The following is a 20,411-nucleotide window of genomic DNA, read 5'->3' as shown; positions in this document are numbered from 1 at the left end:
GGCTGTCTGTAAACCGTGATTTTTTCATGTAAAATCTCCCGCTTCATGAGTATGGGAAATTCTACTTTCAAACGCTACCATTTTTGGGGGGGATTACAATTGCTGTCCGGCTAAGCCACCCAATCTAACAGGCTGAGGTTGTAGGAATTTTCATTTTTTCGTCGTCGCGGATTCAGGAGTTCTTCCAAAGGAGCGGCACCGAGCAGGTTGAGCTGGATGAGTTGGAAAAGCTGCTGCACGGACAGCCCGGGGCGGCTGAGGAATTTCTGGTACGCAAGGAGCAGATACACCGTCAGGGCAGTGTAGATCTGGATCAAAACCGCGTTTTCCGAGTTTCCGACAAAGCTCTTGATGCGCAAATTTTGTTTGATTTCCTTGAAAAAGAGTTCGATTTTCCAGCGCTCTTTGTAGATGTCGGCGATGGTTTTGGGGCTCAACCGGAAGTGATTGGTCAGAAATTCATGGCGTTTGCCGCTTTCCGGGTCCCGGTAACCGATACGCCGCAGGCGCAGGGACGTTTTCCCGCTGACGACCTCGATAATGTGGTCGGATGTGACGCCGGTTTTGCGGTTCACCGGGCGGCGCTCCAGAAGTTTGTACACGGCGTTGCGCTTGAGTCAGGTCACGAAAAAGATGCCTTTTGCGCCGAGAGTCCGGAACCAGGGATAGCTGATGAAACCTTTGTCGAACACCACGATGGAGCCCTTGGGCAGCTCCAACGCTTTGGCTGCGCGGCTTTCATGGGTTCTGGCGTCGGTGACGGCGACAAAGGCCGGAATATGACCGTCATGGTCCAGCAAGGTGTGCATTTTGATGCCGCCTTTTGTCTGGCGGAACGCGGCCCAGGGGAAAAGCGACAGGCAAAGCTTGATGGTGGTGACGTCCAAGCTGAACAGTTTGGATTTGAAGCTGAACTACTTGTGTTTCGGTGATTTTACCGCGCACAGGCCGTACATTTCGGCGAACAGATCCTGGAAAAAGCCCACAGGCCGGGAGTTGTTGGCCTCGGCAAAGGTGGAGCGGGCAACATTTTTCAGACCCCAGTGATACAGGCGGCTTCCAGCTGCGGCCAGACAACGCAATCCATCACGCATGGAACGCCTTGCGGCAAGCTGGATGAAGGCCATGACGGTGAACTGCTCCTTGAAGCCGAATTTGCGCGAGGAGCGTCCGGTTTTGTGCCGGCGTTCAAGCTTCTGGAAAACATGTCTGGGAATGAGCGATAGCGTCTGGGAGAAGAGTGTGTTATGGTGACTCAAGTCCAAAATCCCCTTGTGTGGCAAGAGGTTGTGCAACATCTTCATACCACAACCCGCGAAAATTTTGGACTTTTTTCTTACGCCTTAGCCGGACAGCAATGATCAAAAAGCCGGACAAACACTGTCCCCCAACGGCGCAGCCCCAAAGGCGCGGCTGCCCAGCACGGCATTTCTGCCGAAAGGAGAAAGCATGGCCTCCGCCCAAACCGTCAGCGCAGCGGAACTGCGTGGAAAAAACCTGCGCCACGCGCTTGTTGTGGACGTACGCACGCCTGCCGAATACGCGCAAAAGCGCCTGCTCATGCCCACGGCCCTGGCCCCGGTGGACGCGCTGGATCCCGCCGCCGTTGCCCAGCGCAACGGCATCCTGGCCGACACGCCTGTTTTTACCCTCTGTGCCAGCGGCAGGAGAGCGCAGAGTGCGGCAGACAAATTTCTTGAAGCCGGTTTTCAGAACGTGCGCATCATTGAAGGCGGCATTGCGGCCTGTCAGGAAGCTGGCTGGCCCATTGCGGGCCAAACGGAAAGCAGCGGCCCCCCTGCTTCCATCGAGCGGCAGGTACGGCTGGTGGCCGGAGCCATTGTCACGCTCTGTGTGCTGCTGGGGATTCTGGCGCATCCGGGCTTTCTGTTCGGCGCGCTCTTTGTGGGCGCGGGCCTGGTTTTTGCGGGCCTGACCAACTGGTGCGGCATGGCGCTGCTGCTCATGCGCGCTCCGTGGAACCGGAAAGGCTGCACCGGCGGCGCCTGCCCCCTGGGAGGCGGCAAGACTGCCGGCGGCTGCCAGTAGGCGGCTCTGCGCAGGCCTTTCTGCCGCCCCAAGAGCACCGTAGCGCAACATACCGCAATATGCCGGAATATATCGGAACATACCGGAAAAAAGGAGATTGCCATGTCCGCCCCTTCCGTACGCGGATTCTTTGACCCCGCCACCGCCACCTGGACCTATGTGGTCTGGTCCGAAACCGATGCCCAACGCCGGTGCGCCGTCATTGACAGTGTTCTGGACTATGACGCGGCATCGGGCAAAACGTCCACCGCCTCGGCGGACCTTGTTGCGGACTTTGTGCGCGAAAAAAACCTGACGCTGGAATGGATACTGGAAACCCATATCCACGCCGACCACATCACCGCCGCCAGTTACCTGAAGGAAAAACTGGGAGGAAAAATCGCCGCGAGCTGTCACATGCGGGAAATCATTGCCACATGGACGCCCCTTTTCCAGAACGGGGCGGACACCACCGGCGAGGAATTTGACCATCTGTTCGCCGATGACGAGAAATTCACCATCGCCGACCTTCAGGCCAGGATCATCCACACCCCCGGCCATACTCCGGCGGACACCTGCTATATTGTGGGCGATGCGGTGTTTGCGGGCGATGCCATTTTTCTGCCTGATGTGGGCTCCGGGCGCTGCGACTTTCCCGGCGGCAGCGCCGGGGATTCGTATGCCTCCTCGCGCACGCTCTTTGCCCTGCCCGACGCATACCGCATCTATGTGGGGCACGACTATCCGCCCGAAGGCACGCGCGGCCCCCTGTGCATGAGCACTGTTGGCGAACAGAAAAAGGACAATGTGCGCCTGAACCTCACTGTTGACAGGGAGTCCTTTGTGGCCCGGCGCACGGCGGACGACACGGGAAAAGACGTTCCCCCGCTGCTCCTGCCCTCATTGCAGGCCAACATGCGCGCCGGAACCTTCGGCACGGCAACCAACGGCATCCGCTATGTAAAAATTCCGGTAAACGCGCTGTAGGCGGAGAAAAAACATGGCCCGCATGCGTGTTGCCAAACAGAGATACAAAAACTGGCTCGCCACCCCCCAATGGCGCGCGCATCTGGAGAGCATTGCCGCCGACGGGACAGAGAGCATCGGCCCGCTGCTCTCCTTCCTGCTGCTGGACCCTCTGACCCGCCACCGCGCGGCCGTGGCTCTGGGCGCGTCCGCGGCACGGCTGGCCCAAACCGCGCCGGAAGCCGCCCGCAACATCCTGCGCCGCCTCATGTGGCACATGAACGAGGAATCGGGAAACATCGGCTGGGGCATCCCCGAGGCTTTTGCAGAAATTCTCGCGGCCAGCGAAAGTCTGGCCAGGGATTTTCACCGCGTCCTGTGCAGCTATATCATGGATCTGGACCGCGACGACAATTACTGCGACCATGCCATCCTGCGCCGCTCCTGCTACTGGGCCGTGGGCCGTCTGGCGCAGGAGCGCCCCGCCCTCTGCCTTCATGCCCGCCCCTGGCTCGTCAGGGGGCTGGAAGACACGGACGAAATATGCCGGGGCATGGCGGCCTGGGCGCTGGGGCAGCTGCCGCCCGACATCATGGACGCGCCCGCCCTGCGCAGGCTGGCCGCCGCCGGAGACACCCCGGAATGCGAAATTTTTGACGGAGAACATCTGCTGCGCATTTCCTGCGCCCGATTGGCCGAACAGGCCCTGCAGCGGCACTAGACCTTACACCGCTGCGTCCAGCAGCAGATTGTCGCGGTGGATGACCTCGGGATAGTGGGCATCCCCCAAAATGGCCGCCACCTCATGGCGCTTGAGCCCTGCGATTTTTTTGAGGGCCGCCGCGCTGTAGTTGGAAAGGCCCACCCCCAGGCTTTGCCCCTTGTGCAGCACGCGCAGCAGGGCACCCTCCTGAAAAATACCTTCCACCAGGCGCACGCCGCCGGGCAGCAGGCTCGCGCCGTCGCGCAGCAGGGCCCGCGCAGCGCCTTCGTCCACATGCACGCTGCCCGCCGGATCCGACTGGTAGGCCAGCCAGAATTTGCGGCGCGGTATGGGCTGTGCGCAGGGGCGCACCCAGGTGCCGCAGGCGGCAGAAGCAAAGGCCCGCGACAGGATGTCCGGCTCACGGCCGGGCAGCACAAGCGTGGGCACGCCGATCTGCGCGGCCCTGCGGGCGGCCAGCAGTTTGGAATACATGCCGCCCGTGCCCACGGAGGTCTTGCCGCCGCACAAGCGGCCCAGATCCAGAGAAGCCACGTCGTGGACGCATTCCATGACCGGAGCGGCGGGTTCCTGCCGGGGGTCGGCGGCCAGCACTCCCGGCGCAGACGTCAGGTTGACGAAAAGGTCCGCGCCGATGAGATTGACCAACAGGCTGGCCAGGCAGTCGTTGTCGCCAAACTTGAGCTCGCTGACAGAAACCGTGTCGTTCTCGTTGACAACGGGCAGCACCCCCCAGTGCAAAAGCTCGGCAAAGGTGTTGCGCGCGTTGAGAAAACGCTGGCGGGAGCGCAGGTCGTCGCGCGTGAGCAGCACCTGGGCCGTGGGCATGCCGTGGGCGAGAAAAGCCTTGTCCCAGGCCTGCATGAGACGCCCCTGCCCCACGGCCGCAGCCGCCTGCCGGGCGGCAAGGCCCGTGCATTCCGGAGCGCGGCCAAGCCCGGCCAGAAGCGCGCGCCCGGCGGCCACTGCCCCGGAAGAAACCAGCACAATGCGGCGGCGCGGCCCCGCGCCCTCCGGCCCCGAAAACGCTCCGTCAGAAGGCGCAAGCGCAAGGCGCGCCAACTGTGCCGCCAGACTGTGCAGCACACTGTCGCTCAAACCGTGGGCATCGGCCAGAACGGCGCTGCCCACCTTGACCACCACCAGCCGCGCACGCAGCAGGGCTTCGGCACGCTCCCTGCGCCAGTCTTCCGGCTGCAAATCTTTCGGGGCTTTCACCATGTCCGGCTCCTCAAAAAGCGCCCTGCCTGTTGCGAGCTATTCCGCATAAATTACTTCAATATCGGGGAAATCCCTGTCTTCAGGCGTTTCCGGGGCGGCAAAATGCAGCAGCGGATCGTGGTTGCGCACAGCGGCGCACTGCCGCCAGAGTTCCGCCAGCAAAGGCTCCAGCCCCAGTCCGTCCCGCGCGGAGATGAAAAATATTCCGCGCCCGTCGGCCTGTGCGCGGACACGCAGTTCTTCCAGCTTTTCCGGCGGCAGAAGGTCGATCTTGTTGACCACCTCGATCTGCGGGCGCAGGGCCAGCTCCGGATCAAAGCGGCGCAACTCTTCATTGATGAGCTGGAAGCCGGCCCAGGGGTCATCACCGTTCATGTCTTCCACGCTCAGGATATGCACCAGAAAGCGCGTGCGCTCCACATGCCGCAGAAAACGCAGCCCGAGTCCCTGCCCCTGGTGCGCGCCTTCCACCAGGCCGGGAATGTCCGCCACGACCATGCGCCGGTCAGGATCGCACTCGTCAATGACCACGCCCAGATTGGGCGTGAGGGTGGTGAAGGGATAGGGCGCGATCCTGGGCCGCGCCGCGGACACGCGCGAAATGAAGGTGGACTTTCCCGCGTTGGGCAGGCCCAGAAGGCCCGCGTCCGCAAGAATTTTCAGTTCCAGGCGCAGATTGAGTTCCTCCCCCGGCTCGCCCGGCTGGGCAAAGCGCGGCGCGCGCATGGTGGAGGACTTGAAATGCTCGTTGCCCTTGCCGCCCCGTCCGCCCCGCGCCGCCAGAATCTCCACATCCGGCTGACCAAGATCGGCCAGCAGACGCTCTCCGTCCGGCCCGTCACAGAACACCAGCGTACCCAGAGGCAGGCGCAGCACAAGGTCCTCACCCTTTCTGCCATCGCGCTGGCTGCCCTCGCCGGGGCGGCCATTCTCCGCCTCATACAGACGCTTGAGCCTGAAGTCGTAGAGCGACAGCAGCCGGCTGTCGGCCTTGAGCAGCACCGACCCGCCGTTGCCGCCGTTGCCGCCGTCCGGCCCGCCACGGGGAACAAATTTTTCGCGCCGAAAAGACACGCATCCGTGCCCGCCCTTGCCCGCGCGCACCTGAATTCTGGCTTCGTCAACAAATTTCATATGCCCGCCCCGGCGCAGATGTCGGGCGCGTTCGCACGCGGGAACGCCCCAAACAGCGAAAGGGAAGGAACCCTGGGGCTCCTTCCCGCAAAAGAAAGATTCCACGCGGCCGCCTAGTTTGCGGCCGCCTCCACATGCACCCGCGTCTTGACGCTGCGCTTGCGGAAAAACTTTTCAAAACGCACCACGCCGTCAATCTTGGCAAAGAGAGTAAAATCCCTGCCCATGCCCACGTTGTCGCCGGGGAACACGGTGGTTCCGAGCTGCCTGACGAGGATGTTGCCCGCCACCACCTTCTGACCGCCGAAACGCTTGACGCCGCGCCGTTGGCCTGCACTGTCGCGGCCGTTGCGTGACGATCCGCCTGCCTTTTTGTGAGCCATACTGTGCCTCCCTGAAAAACATGCCGGTCAGTCCCGGCGATACGGGGCAGCGCCCCGCCCGCAAAGGGGAATCAGCCGGTGATATTCTTGACGCGAAGGGTGCTGCAGTCCTGCCGGTGGCCGCGCAGCTTGCGCGAATCGTTGCGCCGCCAGCGTTTGAACACCTTGATCTTGGGACCGCGCCCGTGATCCACCACTTCCGCGGCCACGGCGGCTCCGGCAAGATAGGGCGTACCGACCTTGCAGTCCGCCCCGCCAATCATCAGCACCCTGTCCAGGGAAATTTCGCTGCCGACCTGCGCCGAAATCCTGTCCACAACAATTTTGGAACCTTCTTCAACGCGGTACTGTTTGCCGCCGGTCTCAATAATCGCGTACATTGTTCAACCTCCGAAAAAGAGAAAGAGATATTTGCCCCAGGCCGGAGCAAATGTCAAGCGTCTTTCCGCACTTTCACGGCCGCCCCTCCTTGGCAAAGCCCGCCGGGCCTGCTATGCCTCCACCCTATGGATGTCCTCACGCTGGAAATCACCGGCCTTGCCCACGACGGACGCGGCATTGCCCGCCTGCCCGGCGATGACGGAACCGGAGAGCGCGGCATGGTGGCCTTTGTGTCCCATGCCCTGCCCGGACAGGTGGTTCGCGCCGAATTGACGCGCCGCCGCGGCCGTTTTTGGGAGGCCAGCGCAAAAACCCTGCTCCGCCCGGCCCCTGACGCCGTGCCCCCGCTCTGCCCGCACCATGACCAGTGCGGCGGCTGCCCCCTCCAGACCATGCCCTATGCGGCCCAACTCGGCTGGAAACGCACCCTCGCTCTGGACAGCCTGGAGCGCATCGGCGGCTTCGGGCGGCCCCTGCTGGAAGACATGCTGCCCGCGGTGCTGCCCTCGCCCGCGCTTGCCGCGAGCCGCAACAAGATGGAATTTGCCTTCGGCCAGGCGGATGAAGACTCCGGCAGCCTGCTGCTGGGACTGCGCCGCCGCAACGGGCGCGGGGTTGTGCCCGTGCCCGGCTGTGTCCTGCTGCCGCCGGATGCCCTGCACATGGTCGATGCCGCGTGCGCACGGGCCCGTGCCTGCGGCTTTGCGGCCCACAGGCCCAGGGCCCGGCGGGAAGGCGGGGCAAACCGCGCGGGCGGAGGATTCTGGCGTTTTCTGGTTTTGCGGCGGGGGCTGGCCGGGAACATGCGCAGCCCCCGCTGGTGGGCCACGTGCATCACAAGCCCCGGCTCCGCAGAACAGCGTGCCGCAGTGCGCGCTCTGGGGCACGACCTGCTGGCAAAATTTCCGCGTCTGGCGGCCTTCATTCATGAAGAACGGGCACGCGACGATGCGCTGGCCCAGGGGCAGAAGCGCGTCCTGACGCTGAATGCCCACGGGCACGAAGACCCGCAGGCGGCCCTGCTGCATCTGCCGCTGGGCGGCCGCCTTTTCGGCCTGGACGCGGCGTCCTTTTTTCAGACCAATACCGCCGCGGCCCAGATTCTGGCCCGGCTGTGCGGCGAGCTTCTGCCGCCACCCTCATGGGGCGACATGCCGGAGGATGGCGCACGCGGCCTGCTGGACGTGTACTGTGGCGCGGGCGCTCCCGGCCTGCTGGTGGCCGGGGATTATGCCCGCCTGCTCGGGCTTGAGGCGGACCGGAGCGCCGTGCTGCTGGCGCGCGACAACGCCCGCCTTCAGGGCCACGGGCATTGCCGCTATCAGGCCGGAGACGCCGCCCGGCTCCTGCACGCACAGGGCATGCGCCCGGGCCAATGGCACAGTGTTTTGCTGGACCCGCCCCGCGCCGGTCTTGATCCGCGCGTTTTCGATGCCCTGCAAAAGCTGGCCCCCCGGCGCATTCTCTATATTTCCTGCAATCCCGCGACGCTTGCGCGGGATGCGGCCCTTCTGCGCCGGGATTTCTGCCTCCGGGCGCTGGCCGCGGTGGATCTTTTTCCGCACACGCCGCATGTGGAATGCCTCAGCCTCTGGCAGGCAAAAAAGCCGGGCAGGCTTTTCCCGTAAAAGCGGTTGACCCGCTCCGGAGCCTGTGATAAATTCCACAACGTTGGGCTTCTCGCGCGCTGGCGCGGCCGCCCGCACGGAGGTTCCGTGTCGTTCAGGGATTTTCTTTCGCAGCAGAAGAGCGGCCTTGAGGCCATGGCCAACACGGGCGTTATCGGCCTGCATCTGGTCAGCGGCCCGCTGGTGGGCTTTGCCATCGGATACGGTCTGGACTCCTGGCTGCGCACCGGACCGTGGTGCAAGCTGATTTTTCTGTTTGTCGGCATTGGCGCGGGTTTTCTCAACGTCTACCGCGACACGCAGGCCCTGCTCCGCAAAATGGCGGCGCGGGATGCCCGGCGCGGGGTTCCCGCCGGTGCGGAGCAGAGCATGGAGAGCCGTACGCGCAGTGAAAAGCATGATCCACAGCCTTGACGCCTGGCTCTGGCGGCGCGGCATAGATCACCCGGCCATCCGGACGCTGCTGCGCAACGAAATTTTGCTGACAGCCGCCTTTCTGCTCGGCGGAGGACTGGTTTTTGCCTTCACCCCGTGGATTTTCTGGTTCGGCTTCGGGCTGGCGGCCATGACCTGGATATTTTGGGGGCTTGCGCGCTTTTTTCTGCGCCGGGGCTTGGGCGACTACAGCATGGCCTTTTTGCGCATCGTGATTGTGCGCTGGCTCGGAAGACTCGCGGTTCTGGCAGCGGCGCTGTATCTGGCGCTCATCCAGTGCGCCGCGCCCGCGCAGGCCGTTGCGGGCGGCATGGCCGCCGCAGGGGCATGCGCCCTGATCAGCTACGCGCTGGCCCTGCGGACGGGCGTGTAGCGCGGCAACGCTCCCGCCGGACACGGCGGACGGATCGGGCAGGGATTTTCTGGAGGGTTCCGGCGGGCCTTGGCCCGCGGGGTTTGGCAGCAACGCGCGCTCCGGCGCATATCAGCAGGAGGCAGGGCTCATGGCAGGTGGTTTGCCGCATCCGGTATTGCTCTCCACATTTATGGGCATGGACGAAATCACCATCGGCGGGCAGACGATGGAATTCAAGCATGTCTTCTACTCCTGGGTCTGTATGGCCATTCTGTTTGCGGTGGCCTGGCTCTTGCGCCGTCGGCTGACCATGGTGCCCGGAGGTTTGCAGAACTTCTTCGAGGCTCTGGTGGACACCATCGAAAACTTCATCGTTTCCACCATGGGCGAAAACGGCCGCAAATTCGTGGGCCTGCTGGCGGGCATGTTCATCTATATCTTCGGCATGAACCTCATGGGACTGGTGCCCGGATTCGACGCGCCCACGGCCAATCTCAACACCACGGTCTGCATGGCGCTCTTTGTGCTTGTGCTCTACAATGCCGTGGGCATTGCCCGCTGGAAAGCACACTACGTCCACCACTTCACGGGGCCTTCCAAAGCCTTGATTCCGCTCATGTTTCCGCTGGAAGTGGTCTCGCACCTCTCGCGCCCGGTTTCGCTCTCTCTGCGTCTTTTCGGCAACATCCGGGGTGAGGAAATCGTCATGGTGCTCTTTTTCATCATGGCTCCCCTGCTCGGAACCCTGCCCATCTATGCCCTGTTCCTGCTGGGCAAGACCATGCAGGCCTTTGTTTTCTTCATGCTGACCATGTTTTACATCAAGGGCGCGCTGGAAGCGCCCGAGCACTAGAACACTGAAAAAAGGACTGCCCGCGCCATGCGGAGCAAGAGGGGCGGTTTCGCGCCGCCCACGCAACATCCGGGGGAATGGTCATAGCGACCCAACAATACAACCGTGCAAGGAGTGTCTCATGCGCAAACTTCTGATGATCGCCCTGAACACCGTGGCCCTGCTGGGTATGGCCAGCATGGCGTTTGCCGCCAGCCTGGACTCCGCCGCCCTTGGCTATACCTGCCTGGCCGCCGCTCTCGGCATCGGCATCGCCGCCTTTGGCTGCGGCATCGGCATGGGCCTGGGCCTCAAGGGAGCCTGCGAAGGCGTTGCCCGCAATCCCGACGTCAGCGGCAAAATCACCGGTACCATGATTCTGGCCTTTGCCTTCATCGAATCTCTGGCCATTTACGCTCTGGTCATCAGCTTCATCCTGCTGTACGCCAACCCCTACGCGTAGGGCCGCATCTTCTTGCAATATACGGGGGCCGGAGCGCATGCGCTCCGGCCCCCGCAATTTCTGCGCAACGCTTTGTGCCGTACAATGCCCCTATCTTGCTTTTTCTACGGCTTCGGGGTATGTTTTTCCTTCACATACGCCGCAACAGCGCAATACCAGCTACCGGCAAAACCGCATCGGCCGTTGGCCAAAGGCCCGTACCCCATGCCCACCCAACCCAAAAGCAAACATATCCCCCGGGCGACCATCCAGCGTCTGGCCATCTACGTGCAGGTTCTGGAAAGCTTTGCCAGAGACAATGTGGAAGTCATCTCCTCCAATCCCCTGGCCGAAGCCTGCGGCGTCAACGGCTCGCAGGTGCGCAAGGATCTGGCCTATTTCGGGGAGTTCGGCATCCGTGGCGTGGGCTACCATATCAAATCCCTCATTGCCTCCATCACTTCGGCGCTGGGCGTTGACCGCGAATGGCGCATGGCGCTGATCGGCGTGGGCAACCTCGGCAAGGCCATCCTGAACCACGGCGAATTTCGCACACGGGGCTTCAATATTGTGGGGATTTTCGACTGCGATCCCTTCAAGATCGGCGAGATCATTCACGGGCTTGAAGTCCACTGCACCCGCGATCTCAAAGACATGGTGGACAGCCTCAACATCGAGATCGGCATCATCACCACCCCGCCCGAACGCGCCCAGCGGGCCGCCCAGCACCTGATGGACGCGGGCATCACCTCCATCCTCAATTTCGCTCCGGCCCGCATCAAGGTGCCCGAAAGGGTGGATGTGGAGTATGTGGACTTTTTTCACCACCTCTACTCCCTGGCCTTTCACCAGTCGGCGGGCCGCTGAGGCCTTGCCCTGACGATGCCCTGCGCAGCTCTTGAGCGCTTCCACGGCGCGCTGGCTTTTTTGAGCCGTCTGGCTCCGCCCCGGCAGTCCTTTGCCCCTGCGCTTCTCCTGCCCTGGTTCGCTCCGGCGGGCCTGCTTTTGGGCGCGCTGTTTGCCCTGCCCGCATGGCTTTTGTGCCGGGCGGGCCACGCGACGGCGCTGCCCGCTCTGGCGGCCTGGCTCTGGCTGATTCTGGAAATCTGGGCCACGCGCGGCCTGCACTGGGACGGAGTGGCAGACCTTGGCGATGCCACAGGCAGCAACGCCACGGGCGAGGCCTTCTGGGCCGTACTGCGCGACAGCCGCTTGGGCGCGTTTGGCGCCCTGCACCTGCTGCTGACCTTCAGCGGGCATATGCTGGCCCTGACCCTGCACATGGGGGCGGACGGCTGGATTTTTGTGCTGCTGGCCCCCTGCTGGTCGCGCGCCAGCGTGGTGTGGCTCGGGAGCATGGCTCCGGCCAGGGAGGCCAGTTCCCTCGGCGGGCTGACCTGCGCGGGCGTCACGCCCCGCCTGGCCCGCGCCCATGTGCTGCTGGGCATTCTGCTGGCCCTTCTGCCGCCAGCCCTCGGCATGCTCCCCGTGTGGCGCGCCTTGCTTCTGGCGCTTGGTCAGTATATGCTGCTCGCATCCCTGGCCCGCACGGCACGCCGCCACGGCGGCCTTTCCGGCGATTTTTTCGGGGCATGCATCCAGTGGAGCCAGCTCTGGTTTTTGCTGGGAACCCTGTGATCCCCCGCAGGAGAAGAATATGGACTTCAAAGCGCTGATGGAAGAGGCCCGCACCTGCCGCCGCTTTGTGGAGGAAAAACCTCTGAGCATGGCGGATCTGGAATGGCTTGTGGAGTGTGCGCGGCTTGCGCCCTCGGCCAGAAATGCCCAATCCCTGCGCTTTGCGCTGGTGGGGCACGGCCCGGCCTGCCAAAAGCTGTTTGCCCTCACGCGCTGGGCCGCTGCCCTCAAGGACTGGGGCGGCCCGCACGAGGGGGAGAGGCCCACGGGCTTTATTGTGATTCTGGCTCCCGCCGATGCCGGGCAACTGGTTTTTTATGACGTGGGCATTGCAGCCCAGAGCATGCAGCTTGCCGCCGCCAGCCGGGGCTGGGGCTGCTGCATGATCTACAGCTTTGACCACAAGGCCGTGCCCGAGCTGCTGCGCGTGCCCGCAGACATGAAGGCGGCTCTGGTGCTGGGCCTTGGTCTGGCCAGGGAAAAACGCGTTGTTGCTCCCCTGCCCGCTGACGGCAGCGTGCAGTACTGGCGGGACGCCCAAGGCGTGCACCATGTGCCCAAGCGCCCCCTGGAAGATCTGATCGCGGGCAGGTATTGAGGGCTGCGCGGCGCAGGCTTGGCGCATCCTGATTTTGCCCAAAATGGCGGCAAGACCGCGCGCGACGATGCCCCCCGACGCGCCCTGCAATTATCCCGCAACCAGCGCAGCGCCCAGTTCTTCGGCCTTGCGGCAGTCCTGCGGGAAGTGCTCCTCGCGGTAGCGGGCCTTGGCTTCGCCGGAAAACATTTCGCACTTGTATTTGCTGTAGTCGGAAAACTGGACAGTATTGTTGGCGTACAAAACCTGCGGCGTATGGCCAAAAATCCGGGTCATATAGCCTTCCATCATGTTCAGACGGGCGGGATAGCCCACTTCGTGCATTCTTTCGGCAGGCACGTTCATGGTGTAGACAAATGCCGTCCGCACCGTTTTGGGTGCAAGGCTGGGGCTGTCCTGGGCGTAGACAAGGTACGGGAAGAGCAGGCGCTCCTCCAGACAGCGCAGCATGCCGGTCACCTCGCCGAAGTATATGGGCGAGCCAAAGACGACCGCATGGGCCTGGGACAATTTTTCCAGCAGCGGCGCAAGATCATCGCGCAAGACGCATTTTCCGTAATGCTTGCCCCCCAGACGCTTGCAGTGAAAACAGCTTTTACAGCTCGTGAAACTGTATTCGTACAGGTGCAGCAATTCCGTGCGCACGGCATCGCCGCCCGCAGCCTTGGCGCCGTCCAGAGCGTGTTGCAGCAATGTGGCGGTATTCCATTTTTTCCGGGGGCTTGCATTGACAGCATAAATATCCATCGTTATCTCCTTGCGCATCTTCCCTTGCGGGTGTGAATACCCTATGGTGGACAGTGGCAGGATTGCCGAAAAAAATGCGCGGCAGAACACGGCTTCACGATAACGGCCCCGTCTCCTTTCGCCAAGCTTCTGCACCACGGAGCAAAAAGCGCGCCTGCGAAACGGAGCAACGCCCGGAGCATCTTTGCGGCCCCGCCTTCGTAAAATACGGTTACCGCACGCGGCGACCGCGCAAATGCCAGAACCGTTTTCGTCCATATCCGAAACAGGGAGAAATATCATGAAAAAAATGCTGTCCGCATTCCTTTTCCTGGCCCTGCTGACCCTTGCGGCCACGGCCTTTGCTGCCGAATCTGCCCGGTATTCCCTCCCGGACAAGGATTTTCCCGTGCCCATGCTCAACGGCGCACCGGCTCCCTACAAATACACCACAGAACCGGAGCCGGGCTATGAGGTAACCAGTTATGTGTATGCCGTGTCAGGGCCGGACCTGATGGAATCCTACAAGAAGCAGCTCAAAAAGGCGGGTTTTTCTGACCTCGGGCGTCAGGGGGCTGTTGAATCGCTGTGGCGCTATGACCGGAAAAGCGATGGAAAAACTCTTATGGTGGAAATGTTTCAAGAAAACGGTGAATTGAGCATCGGCATGTACGTCAACGAACTGGGGAACTGAAGCCCGCGCCCTGTAATTCCCCCAAAAAGTAGCCTTTGAAAGTAGAGTTTCCCATACTCATGAAGCGGGAGATTTTACATGAAAAAATCACGGGTTACAGAAAGCCAGATTCTGGCAATTTTGAAGCAGGCCGAAAATGGTATGCCGGTAACGGAATTTTGCCACCAGCACGGGATGAGCAGTGCAGCTTTCTACAAGTGGCGAACAAAATACGGTGGCATGGACGCCTCACTGATGGCACAGATGAAGGAGTTGGAGAGAAAAAACGCCCGCCTGACAAAGATACATGCGGATGCACAGTTACAGACTGAGGCCGTGCAGGAAGTACTTGCAAAAAGCAGTGGGACAATCTCTGCGTGCAGAGATTGTCAAAGAAGCCGGGTTTATGCACGACCGATTTCAAGGTTGTATCCGCCTCTTGAACGTCCTGGACGACTTTACCCGTGAAGGGCTCGGCATTGAGATTGATTTTTCCTTGCTGTCGGAGAGGGTAGTCCGCGCTCTGGAGAACATCATTGGATGGCGGAGCTGCCCCAAAGAGATTCCTTGCGATAATGGTCCTGAATATATGAGTGGCATTTTTCAGTCTTGGGCTGAAAAAAGAAGAATTCGCATCCTGTGCATTCAGCCGGGGAAACCGCAGCAAAACGGCTATGCCGAACGCTATAACCGAATCGTGCGGTATGACTGGCTGAATCAGTATCTTTTTGGGCATTGGAAGAAATACAGGAGTTTGCCACAGCCTGGCTCTGGACCTATAACAATGAACGGCCCAATATGGGCATCGGTGGCATCACCCCCGCCATGAAACTGAAACAGGCGGCATAGGCTCTACTTTTGAAGCCTGCCACAAATGGGGAGACTACAATTTCAATATTCGTTTTTAATTGGATATTGACATACTCGGCGTTATAGCCAAAAGCGTTTTCATTTTTTAGGTGGACAGTTTATACTGCCCCCACTAACAAATCTGCCTTGTCAGTGGGGGGGGCAGTATATGAACATGTCATTATGAAAGACCATATCCCCTCAGGTCGTCAGGTGTGCTTTTTCCATTTGCTTTTTTAAATGGGCAATCAGCCCTCCCTCACGGATGAGGGCTAAAATGTGGGAAGGCAGTTTGGAACATTCATAAGTTTCGTTGCGGGTTTTATTTTGTATGGTTCCTTCCACGAAATTGATGGACAAAAGGTCGCCATCATTCACCCTGCCAATTTCCCGGCATTCCACCACGGGTAAACCAAGATTGATGGCATTACGATAAAATATCCTGGCAAAAAACTCAGCCACAATGGCGCCGATGCCGAGATAGCGCAAAGACAACGGTGCCAGTTCACGGCTGGAACCCGATCCAAAGTTTTTCCCGCCCACCAGAATGTCGCCCGGTTTTACCTTTTGCGAAAATTCGGGATCCACTCCGCTCATGGCGTAAGGAGCGGCTTCTTCAACAGACAGTTCCATATATTGAGGGGGCGAAATGATATCTGTATTGATATTGTCCCCATAAACAAGAGAGTGTCCTTCTCGTATGTCGGACATAATATATACTCCTCACAGAAGTTCGCGCGGATCAGCAAGGCGGCCCGCAATAGCGCTGGCTGCCGCTGTAAGTGGTGAAGCCAAATAGGTTTCAGCCTTACGACTGCCCAGCCGACCGATAAAATTTCTATTGGTGGTTGAAACGCAGACCTCCCCATCGGCGAGAACTCCGGAATGCAGTCCGACGCACACGCCGCAGGTAGGGGCGAGAATAACCGCTCCTGCCTCGGAAAGCGTAAGCAGGGTTCCGTCTCTGGCTGCTCGCTCCCAAATACTTTTTGAGGCTGGCGATACCAGCAATCGACATTTGCTATGTACCTTTTTTCCTCGAAGCAATTTTGCGGCTGCGGCCAAATCCGTGTACCGGCCACCTGTGCATGAACCGATGTAGACCTGATCTATGGCGCGTTGCTCTACCTCACGTATCCCGCACACATTGTCTACCTCGTGCGGACAGGCAAGCATAGGTTCAAGGCTGTTCGCGTTAAAGCTATGAACGGCGCAGAACACGGCTTCCGCATCGCTGCTTATTTGGCGAAATGGGCCAGCGACGCCGCATTCACGCAAAAATGTTTCGGTGGTGGCGTCCGTGGCAATGGGAGCCGCTTTGGCGCCCATTTCCACGGCCATATTGCTGAGGCAAAAACGCTCGTCCATGCTCATGGCGGCAATGGTCGTTCCTGTATACTCGACGCACTTGTATGTGGCGCCTGCATGCCCGATGCGGCCTATAGTGAACAGTGACATGTCCTTGGCCATGGTGCTGTTGGGCAATTCTCCTTCCCACCGAACCTGAATGGTCTCTGGAACCCGTAGCCAGATTTGCCCCATGGTCAGTATGCCGACCATTTCCGTTGAGCCGATACCACTGGCAAACGCTCCCAGAGCGCCGCCCATACAGGTATGGGAGTCTGTTCCCATCACCACGGTGCCTGGCAACACATGTCCTTTTTCGGCCATAACCTGATGACAGGGGCCGACAAAGGCATAATAATTTTTGATATTGTTATTCTGCGCCCACTCCTGGGTAAACTTGACGATGGCCGCCTGTTTGGCGTTGGCTGGGGGCGTATAGTGGTCGGCAATTATAACAACCTTTTCCGTATCCCATACCTTTGCTCCCAACTCTTCCATGCGGTCAGCTATTTCTACCCGTGGCCCGAGGATATCGTCCATCATGGCCTTATCGACGCTGGCCATGACTATTTCCCCGGGGCGGACGCTTTGGCGTCCGGAAGCTGCGGCTAGAATTTTTTCAGCTATGGTCATTCCCATATTCGCATCCTTATAAAATAGGGTGCCACCCTCTTTGCCTTCAGCCGGGTGGCACCGCATTTCTCTGTTTAAGCCGCGCCAACTTCCTGCAAAGTCTTGCCCTTGGTTTCAATCCCGAGGAAAAATACCAGAGCAACGGCAATCCAGAAAGAAATGGCCATGGTTACAAAGATCGCATAATACATGCCGTTGGCCATGAAGTACCCAAAAACCACCGGAGCCACGGCGGAACTGACGCGCCCGAGCCCCGTAGACCAGCAGGTGGCGGTGGCACGCACCTGCGAAGGATACAGTTCCGCAGTCCAGACCACAGTGCCGGCGACGCCCTGCTCATACAGCCAAGAGAGTACACAAGCGCCGATGACCAGCATGGAAGGATCCTGCAGTTGCCCGAACACCAAGGCAGCCACGCCGCCAATGCCGAAGCCGACATAGAAGAGCTGCTTGCGGCCAAATTTTTCAATGGTATAAAAAGCCGTCAGTCGGCCCAAAATAGCTGCAATTGCCACATACAGAGTGTAGGTAAAGGTGCGGGCCAAGTCGAGATTGTACACTGTTGCCAGAATGGTGGGCAGCCAGAGTACAAAGCCGTAATAGCCGAAATAGGAGAAGAAGTAATAGCCGCCAGTGAGAATAAAGCGTCTGATGTACTGTTTGTGCAGCAGCACAGTCACAGGCACTTTTTCTGCAAGTTTTTCAGACTCAAGGCCTACCAGATCTTCATCACGGGCTCCGAGCTTTTTCAATACTTTCCCGACGTCCCTTGTGCGCCCGCGAATACTCAGCCAACGGGGTGATTCCGGCACCTTCCATACAACGACAATGGCCAGCATAGCGGGAAGAGCGCCAATATAGAACAGCACTCTCCAACCATGGGTGGTGACCAGCGTGAGGGATGCCAAGGAAGCCGCCAACAAGCCGAATGGCCAAAGAATTGTAAGAACAGCGGCGAACCTTCCACGGTGCTTGGCGGAAACATATTCCGAAACCATTGCGGTGTTGATGGGAATCATGCCGCCCAGGAACATGCCTGTCAAAAAGCGAATGATACCAAACTGGTATACATCACCGGAAAGGGCCGTCAGGCCGGTAAGCACTGAAAATCCCATAATGGTAAGGATAAACCCCAGCTTCCGGCCAAACCTGTCAGCCACCGGCCCTAGGATCATGGAACCAAGAAACATGCCCCAGAACCCCGCCGAGGTAAGCATACCGTTCTGTACGGGAGTAATGGCCCATTCTTTGATGATTGACGGCATGGCATAGGCCACAATATAGGTGTCGAAGGAGTCGAACATGAATCCGAGTGCCGCCGTAACAACAATATAATAATGCACTTTGTTCAGCTGAATTTTTTCTATTATGCTGTCAACAGTTACCTTTTGCATGCTATTTCCCCATAGATGTTTTGTGCTGAAGCCCCCTATCCGCCGAGTTGTGTATCGCCTCAATCCGGCCAAATTCCACTGATATGGATTTGGACTTTCACGGTTATCAGGGGTAAACTTCTTGGTCGAATACCTTTGGGTCATGTCCCGGCAAGATGAAGTCGCAGATTTTCTCCATTTTTTTGAATGTGGCGAAGTAGTCTTCTAGGCTGTAGTGGATGCCGGAAGGAATATGGTCGTACTGGGCATTACCCTCCCAATTTTCGAACAGGGCCTGACAGTCACTGGCCACAAGACCACGCCCTCTGGATGTGTTGACCAGCACGCCCTGAAAGCCGGGGGTGTGCCCGGGCAAGGTCACAAGCTTGACGCCGGGGATGAGGTCATGATCTCCTTCTACTACCGTAATGCGATGGTAGGCGCGCATCCACCGGGGGGTGAGCCCAACCTGATGTGATTCGTAATAAACGCAATGAACGGGCAAGGGATGTACGGCATATTCCATTTCCCTCTTCTGCACGTAGATGCGCGCGTTGGGGAACAGTTCATTGTTGAAGCAGTGGTCCCAGTGAAGGTGGGTGTTGACGATGATCTCCACATCCTTGGCCTCAACGCCGATTTTGCGCAAACCTTCCAACGGATGCATGTCCGGGGTGCGGCGCAAACCGTGGTGATGTATAGCGGCCCAGGCTTCGTCAGATCCGCCAGTATCGACAAGGATAACCTTGTCCCGCCCCTTGATGCAGTACATGATAATGGGAGAAACAAATTTTTCGCCACACCCCTGCTGATAGGTAAAGTTAGATTTTTCCGCAGCAAGAAATTCTCCGGTTTTGATAGGGTGTATGGTGAACTCTTCCATTGTATCCTCCTTGACACGCTCATTGGAAGTTGCAAAACAACCGAAGTCTGACACACCGCATTGTATGGCAGTCCTAGTATGGGGCGTATGGGTTAAAAGAGGTCTTTGCGCACATACACATACCCATCCATGATGCGGCGGGCTGTGCGATAAACCCCCAAACGCTCAATAATGGGCGATCCGTTCTTCACGTCGCCCTTAGCCTCAACAGGAATGACCCCACTGGGATGGCCAATGAGGATGTTTGCAGATGCCTTGCCCCGCTCGCTCAAAACCTCCCATGCCACGGTTCCGGGGATGCGGCAGGCGGCCCCGGTACACACCGTGCCCGTAATGGGATAGGCCTTATGCATTTTGAGCATGAACAGAAGCCGCGCGACTATGTCCACGTCTTCGCTGGCAATATGTTTGCCGTTGATTGCGGTGTAGGCCGCCCGTTCGCTGACAATGGCAAAGAAGGGATTGTAGGGGCTTTGGGCCGCTGCATTCTCCGGCCTGTCCACAAGGCCGCAGAGTACGGCGGCCTGCCCGCGAATTTTTTCGATGATCGCCATGAGAGGCCCGTTACCTTCGATTTCGGCCGGGCTTTCAGTACCGCTCATGCAAAGGCTGGAAGCATGGATGAATACTAGGGGATTACCCGCGTCCACGAGGGATATGGGATAGTGTTTTCCATCTACTCCCAGGACATCCTTGACGTTTCCTGTGGGCAGCAAGTTGCCGGTGATGCCGCCTGCCACATCCGACCAATCAAGGGTAATGCGCGCGCCGCTTCCGGGGCAGCCGTCAATGACAAAGTCACCGTATACGGCCGCTTTGCCGTTGACCACCGGTACCTCGGCCGTAAGAACGCTGCCGCTGTTGGTAAGGTGGATGCGTACTCTGGTCACCGGCTCCACGGCTCTGACCATGCCTTCATCAATGGCAAAACCTCCCACCGCCGCGGAAATATTGCCGCAATTTCCCTTGTAGTCGATAATGTCCGTCTGAAAGCTTACCTGGCCGAAGGTATAGTCCACATCGCAGTCCTGGCGGGACGAGGGACCAATGATGCCCAGCTTGCTTTGTAATCTCCCCATTTGTGGTAGTGCTCAAAAGTAGAGCCTATGCCGCCCGTTTCAGTTTCATGGCCGGGGTGATACCACCGATGCCCATATGGGGC

The 20,411-nt window shown here is 59.5% G+C and carries 23 protein-coding genes and 2 pseudogenes; 13 read left to right on the top strand and 12 right to left on the bottom strand.

Going from position 1 to position 20,411, the window contains the following annotated elements:
* Positions 1–110: 110 nt before the first annotated feature.
* Both EII23_RS13590 and EII23_RS13455 read right to left on the bottom strand, forming a co-directional pair.
* A pseudogene (locus EII23_RS13590) lies at positions 111–896 on the bottom strand (IS4 family transposase).
* A gap of 18 nt (positions 897–914) precedes the next feature.
* The gene (locus EII23_RS13455) at positions 915–1,259 is read right to left on the bottom strand and encodes a DUF4372 domain-containing protein (RefSeq protein ID WP_260424689.1); all 345 of its coding nucleotides are present in this window, start codon (positions 1,257–1,259) and stop codon (positions 915–917) included.
* A 190-nt stretch (positions 1,260–1,449) separates the two neighbouring features.
* Between EII23_RS13455 and EII23_RS10635 the strand changes: the two genes are divergently transcribed.
* The 3 genes from EII23_RS10635 to EII23_RS10625 all read left to right on the top strand — a co-directional run bounded on the left by EII23_RS10635 (position 1,450) and on the right by EII23_RS10625 (position 3,715).
* Positions 1,450–2,049, top strand: coding sequence for a rhodanese-like domain-containing protein (locus EII23_RS10635; RefSeq protein ID WP_124793352.1), 600 nt, complete (start codon positions 1,450–1,452; stop codon positions 2,047–2,049).
* 102 nt (positions 2,050–2,151) lie between these two features.
* Entirely contained in the window at positions 2,152–3,015 is an 864-nt protein-coding gene (locus EII23_RS10630; protein ID WP_124793351.1) for an MBL fold metallo-hydrolase, read from the top strand.
* Between the two features lie 13 nt (positions 3,016–3,028).
* Positions 3,029–3,715 carry a DVU0298 family protein gene (locus EII23_RS10625; protein ID WP_124793350.1) on the top strand — a complete coding sequence of 229 codons (687 nt, stop codon included), beginning with the start codon at positions 3,029–3,031 and terminating at the stop codon, positions 3,713–3,715.
* A 3-nt stretch (positions 3,716–3,718) separates the two neighbouring features.
* On the opposite strand, the gene proB is transcribed toward EII23_RS10625, so the two are convergent.
* The 4 genes from proB to rplU form a co-directional block, all read right to left on the bottom strand.
* On the bottom strand, positions 3,719–4,939 hold the full coding sequence (gene proB / locus EII23_RS10620) for a glutamate 5-kinase (protein WP_124793349.1): 1,221 nt from the start codon (positions 4,937–4,939) through the stop codon (positions 3,719–3,721).
* Positions 4,940–4,975: 36 nt separating this feature from the next.
* The gene (gene obgE / locus EII23_RS10615) at positions 4,976–6,073 is read right to left on the bottom strand and encodes a GTPase ObgE (protein WP_124793348.1); all 1,098 of its coding nucleotides are present in this window, start codon (positions 6,071–6,073) and stop codon (positions 4,976–4,978) included.
* A 113-nt stretch (positions 6,074–6,186) separates the two neighbouring features.
* Positions 6,187–6,456: a 50S ribosomal protein L27 gene (rpmA, locus tag EII23_RS10610; protein ID WP_124793347.1), complete on the bottom strand. Its 270-nt coding sequence runs from the start codon at positions 6,454–6,456 to the stop codon at positions 6,187–6,189.
* 71 nt (positions 6,457–6,527) lie between these two features.
* Positions 6,528–6,836: a 50S ribosomal protein L21 gene (gene rplU / locus EII23_RS10605; RefSeq protein WP_124793346.1), complete on the bottom strand. Its 309-nt coding sequence runs from the start codon at positions 6,834–6,836 to the stop codon at positions 6,528–6,530.
* A 126-nt stretch (positions 6,837–6,962) separates the two neighbouring features.
* Here rplU and EII23_RS10600 point away from each other — a divergent pair, with 126 nt between their 5' ends.
* From EII23_RS10600 to EII23_RS10565, 8 genes are all read left to right on the top strand, one after another.
* The gene (locus EII23_RS10600; protein ID WP_124793345.1) at positions 6,963–8,465 is read left to right on the top strand and encodes a class I SAM-dependent RNA methyltransferase; all 1,503 of its coding nucleotides are present in this window, start codon (positions 6,963–6,965) and stop codon (positions 8,463–8,465) included.
* A gap of 87 nt (positions 8,466–8,552) precedes the next feature.
* Positions 8,553–8,879 (top strand): AtpZ/AtpI family protein, encoded by a 327-nt coding sequence (locus EII23_RS10595; protein WP_124793344.1) that lies wholly within the window; start codon positions 8,553–8,555, stop codon positions 8,877–8,879.
* Entirely contained in the window at positions 8,863–9,273 is a 411-nt protein-coding gene (locus tag EII23_RS10590) for a hypothetical protein (RefSeq protein ID WP_185702371.1), read from the top strand. The genes EII23_RS10595 and EII23_RS10590 overlap by 17 nt, the downstream gene beginning before the upstream one ends.
* 130 nt (positions 9,274–9,403) lie before the next feature.
* On the top strand, positions 9,404–10,108 hold the full coding sequence (gene atpB, locus EII23_RS10585; protein ID WP_124793342.1) for a F0F1 ATP synthase subunit A: 705 nt from the start codon (positions 9,404–9,406) through the stop codon (positions 10,106–10,108).
* A gap of 121 nt (positions 10,109–10,229) precedes the next feature.
* Positions 10,230–10,550, top strand: coding sequence for an ATP synthase F0 subunit C (gene atpE, locus EII23_RS10580; protein ID WP_124793341.1), 321 nt, complete (start codon positions 10,230–10,232; stop codon positions 10,548–10,550).
* Between the two features lie 204 nt (positions 10,551–10,754).
* Positions 10,755–11,396, top strand: coding sequence for a redox-sensing transcriptional repressor Rex (locus EII23_RS10575; protein ID WP_124793340.1), 642 nt, complete (start codon positions 10,755–10,757; stop codon positions 11,394–11,396).
* A 15-nt stretch (positions 11,397–11,411) separates the two neighbouring features.
* Entirely contained in the window at positions 11,412–12,167 is a 756-nt protein-coding gene (locus EII23_RS10570) for an adenosylcobinamide-GDP ribazoletransferase (protein WP_124793339.1), read from the top strand.
* A 19-nt stretch (positions 12,168–12,186) separates the two neighbouring features.
* Entirely contained in the window at positions 12,187–12,765 is a 579-nt protein-coding gene (locus EII23_RS10565; RefSeq protein WP_124793338.1) for a nitroreductase family protein, read from the top strand.
* A gap of 90 nt (positions 12,766–12,855) precedes the next feature.
* Here EII23_RS10565 and EII23_RS10560 read toward each other — a convergent pair whose 3' ends face one another.
* Positions 12,856–13,512 carry a flavodoxin family protein gene (locus tag EII23_RS10560; RefSeq protein WP_124793337.1) on the bottom strand — a complete coding sequence of 219 codons (657 nt, stop codon included), beginning with the start codon at positions 13,510–13,512 and terminating at the stop codon, positions 12,856–12,858.
* Between the two features lie 280 nt (positions 13,513–13,792).
* Here EII23_RS10560 and EII23_RS10555 point away from each other — a divergent pair, with 280 nt between their 5' ends.
* Together EII23_RS10555 and EII23_RS10550 are read left to right on the top strand one after the other, a co-directional pair.
* Positions 13,793–14,185 carry a hypothetical protein gene (locus EII23_RS10555; protein ID WP_124793336.1) on the top strand — a complete coding sequence of 131 codons (393 nt, stop codon included), beginning with the start codon at positions 13,793–13,795 and terminating at the stop codon, positions 14,183–14,185.
* 78 nt (positions 14,186–14,263) lie between these two features.
* Positions 14,264–15,013 (top strand): annotated as a pseudogene (locus EII23_RS10550) (integrase core domain-containing protein).
* Between the two features lie 201 nt (positions 15,014–15,214).
* Here the strand turns inward: EII23_RS10550 and EII23_RS10545 are convergent.
* The 5 genes from EII23_RS10545 to EII23_RS10525 all read right to left on the bottom strand — a co-directional run bounded on the left by EII23_RS10545 (position 15,215) and on the right by EII23_RS10525 (position 20,328).
* Complete coding sequence (locus EII23_RS10545; protein WP_124793335.1) at positions 15,215–15,724, bottom strand: 3-isopropylmalate dehydratase; 510 nt, start codon at positions 15,722–15,724, stop codon at positions 15,215–15,217.
* 12 nt (positions 15,725–15,736) lie between these two features.
* A complete protein-coding gene (locus EII23_RS10540; RefSeq protein ID WP_124793334.1) occupies positions 15,737–16,999 on the bottom strand; it encodes a 3-isopropylmalate dehydratase large subunit in 1,263 nt (420 codons plus the stop codon).
* A 68-nt stretch (positions 17,000–17,067) separates the two neighbouring features.
* Positions 17,068–18,387: an MFS transporter gene (locus EII23_RS10535; protein ID WP_185702370.1), complete on the bottom strand. Its 1,320-nt coding sequence runs from the start codon at positions 18,385–18,387 to the stop codon at positions 17,068–17,070.
* A 106-nt stretch (positions 18,388–18,493) separates the two neighbouring features.
* Positions 18,494–19,249 (bottom strand): N-acyl homoserine lactonase family protein, encoded by a 756-nt coding sequence (locus EII23_RS10530; RefSeq protein WP_124793332.1) that lies wholly within the window; start codon positions 19,247–19,249, stop codon positions 18,494–18,496.
* Positions 19,250–19,341: 92 nt separating this feature from the next.
* On the bottom strand, positions 19,342–20,328 hold the full coding sequence (locus EII23_RS10525; protein ID WP_124793331.1) for a PrpF domain-containing protein: 987 nt from the start codon (positions 20,326–20,328) through the stop codon (positions 19,342–19,344).
* Positions 20,329–20,411: the final 83 nt, after the last annotated feature.

The organism is Desulfovibrio sp. OH1186_COT-070, from assembly GCF_003860215.1.
Lineage (GTDB): Bacteria > Desulfobacterota > Desulfovibrionia > Desulfovibrionales > Desulfovibrionaceae > Desulfovibrio.
Note: the sequence above shows the minus strand (reverse complement) of the source record. Positions and strands in the feature narration are given on the sequence as shown.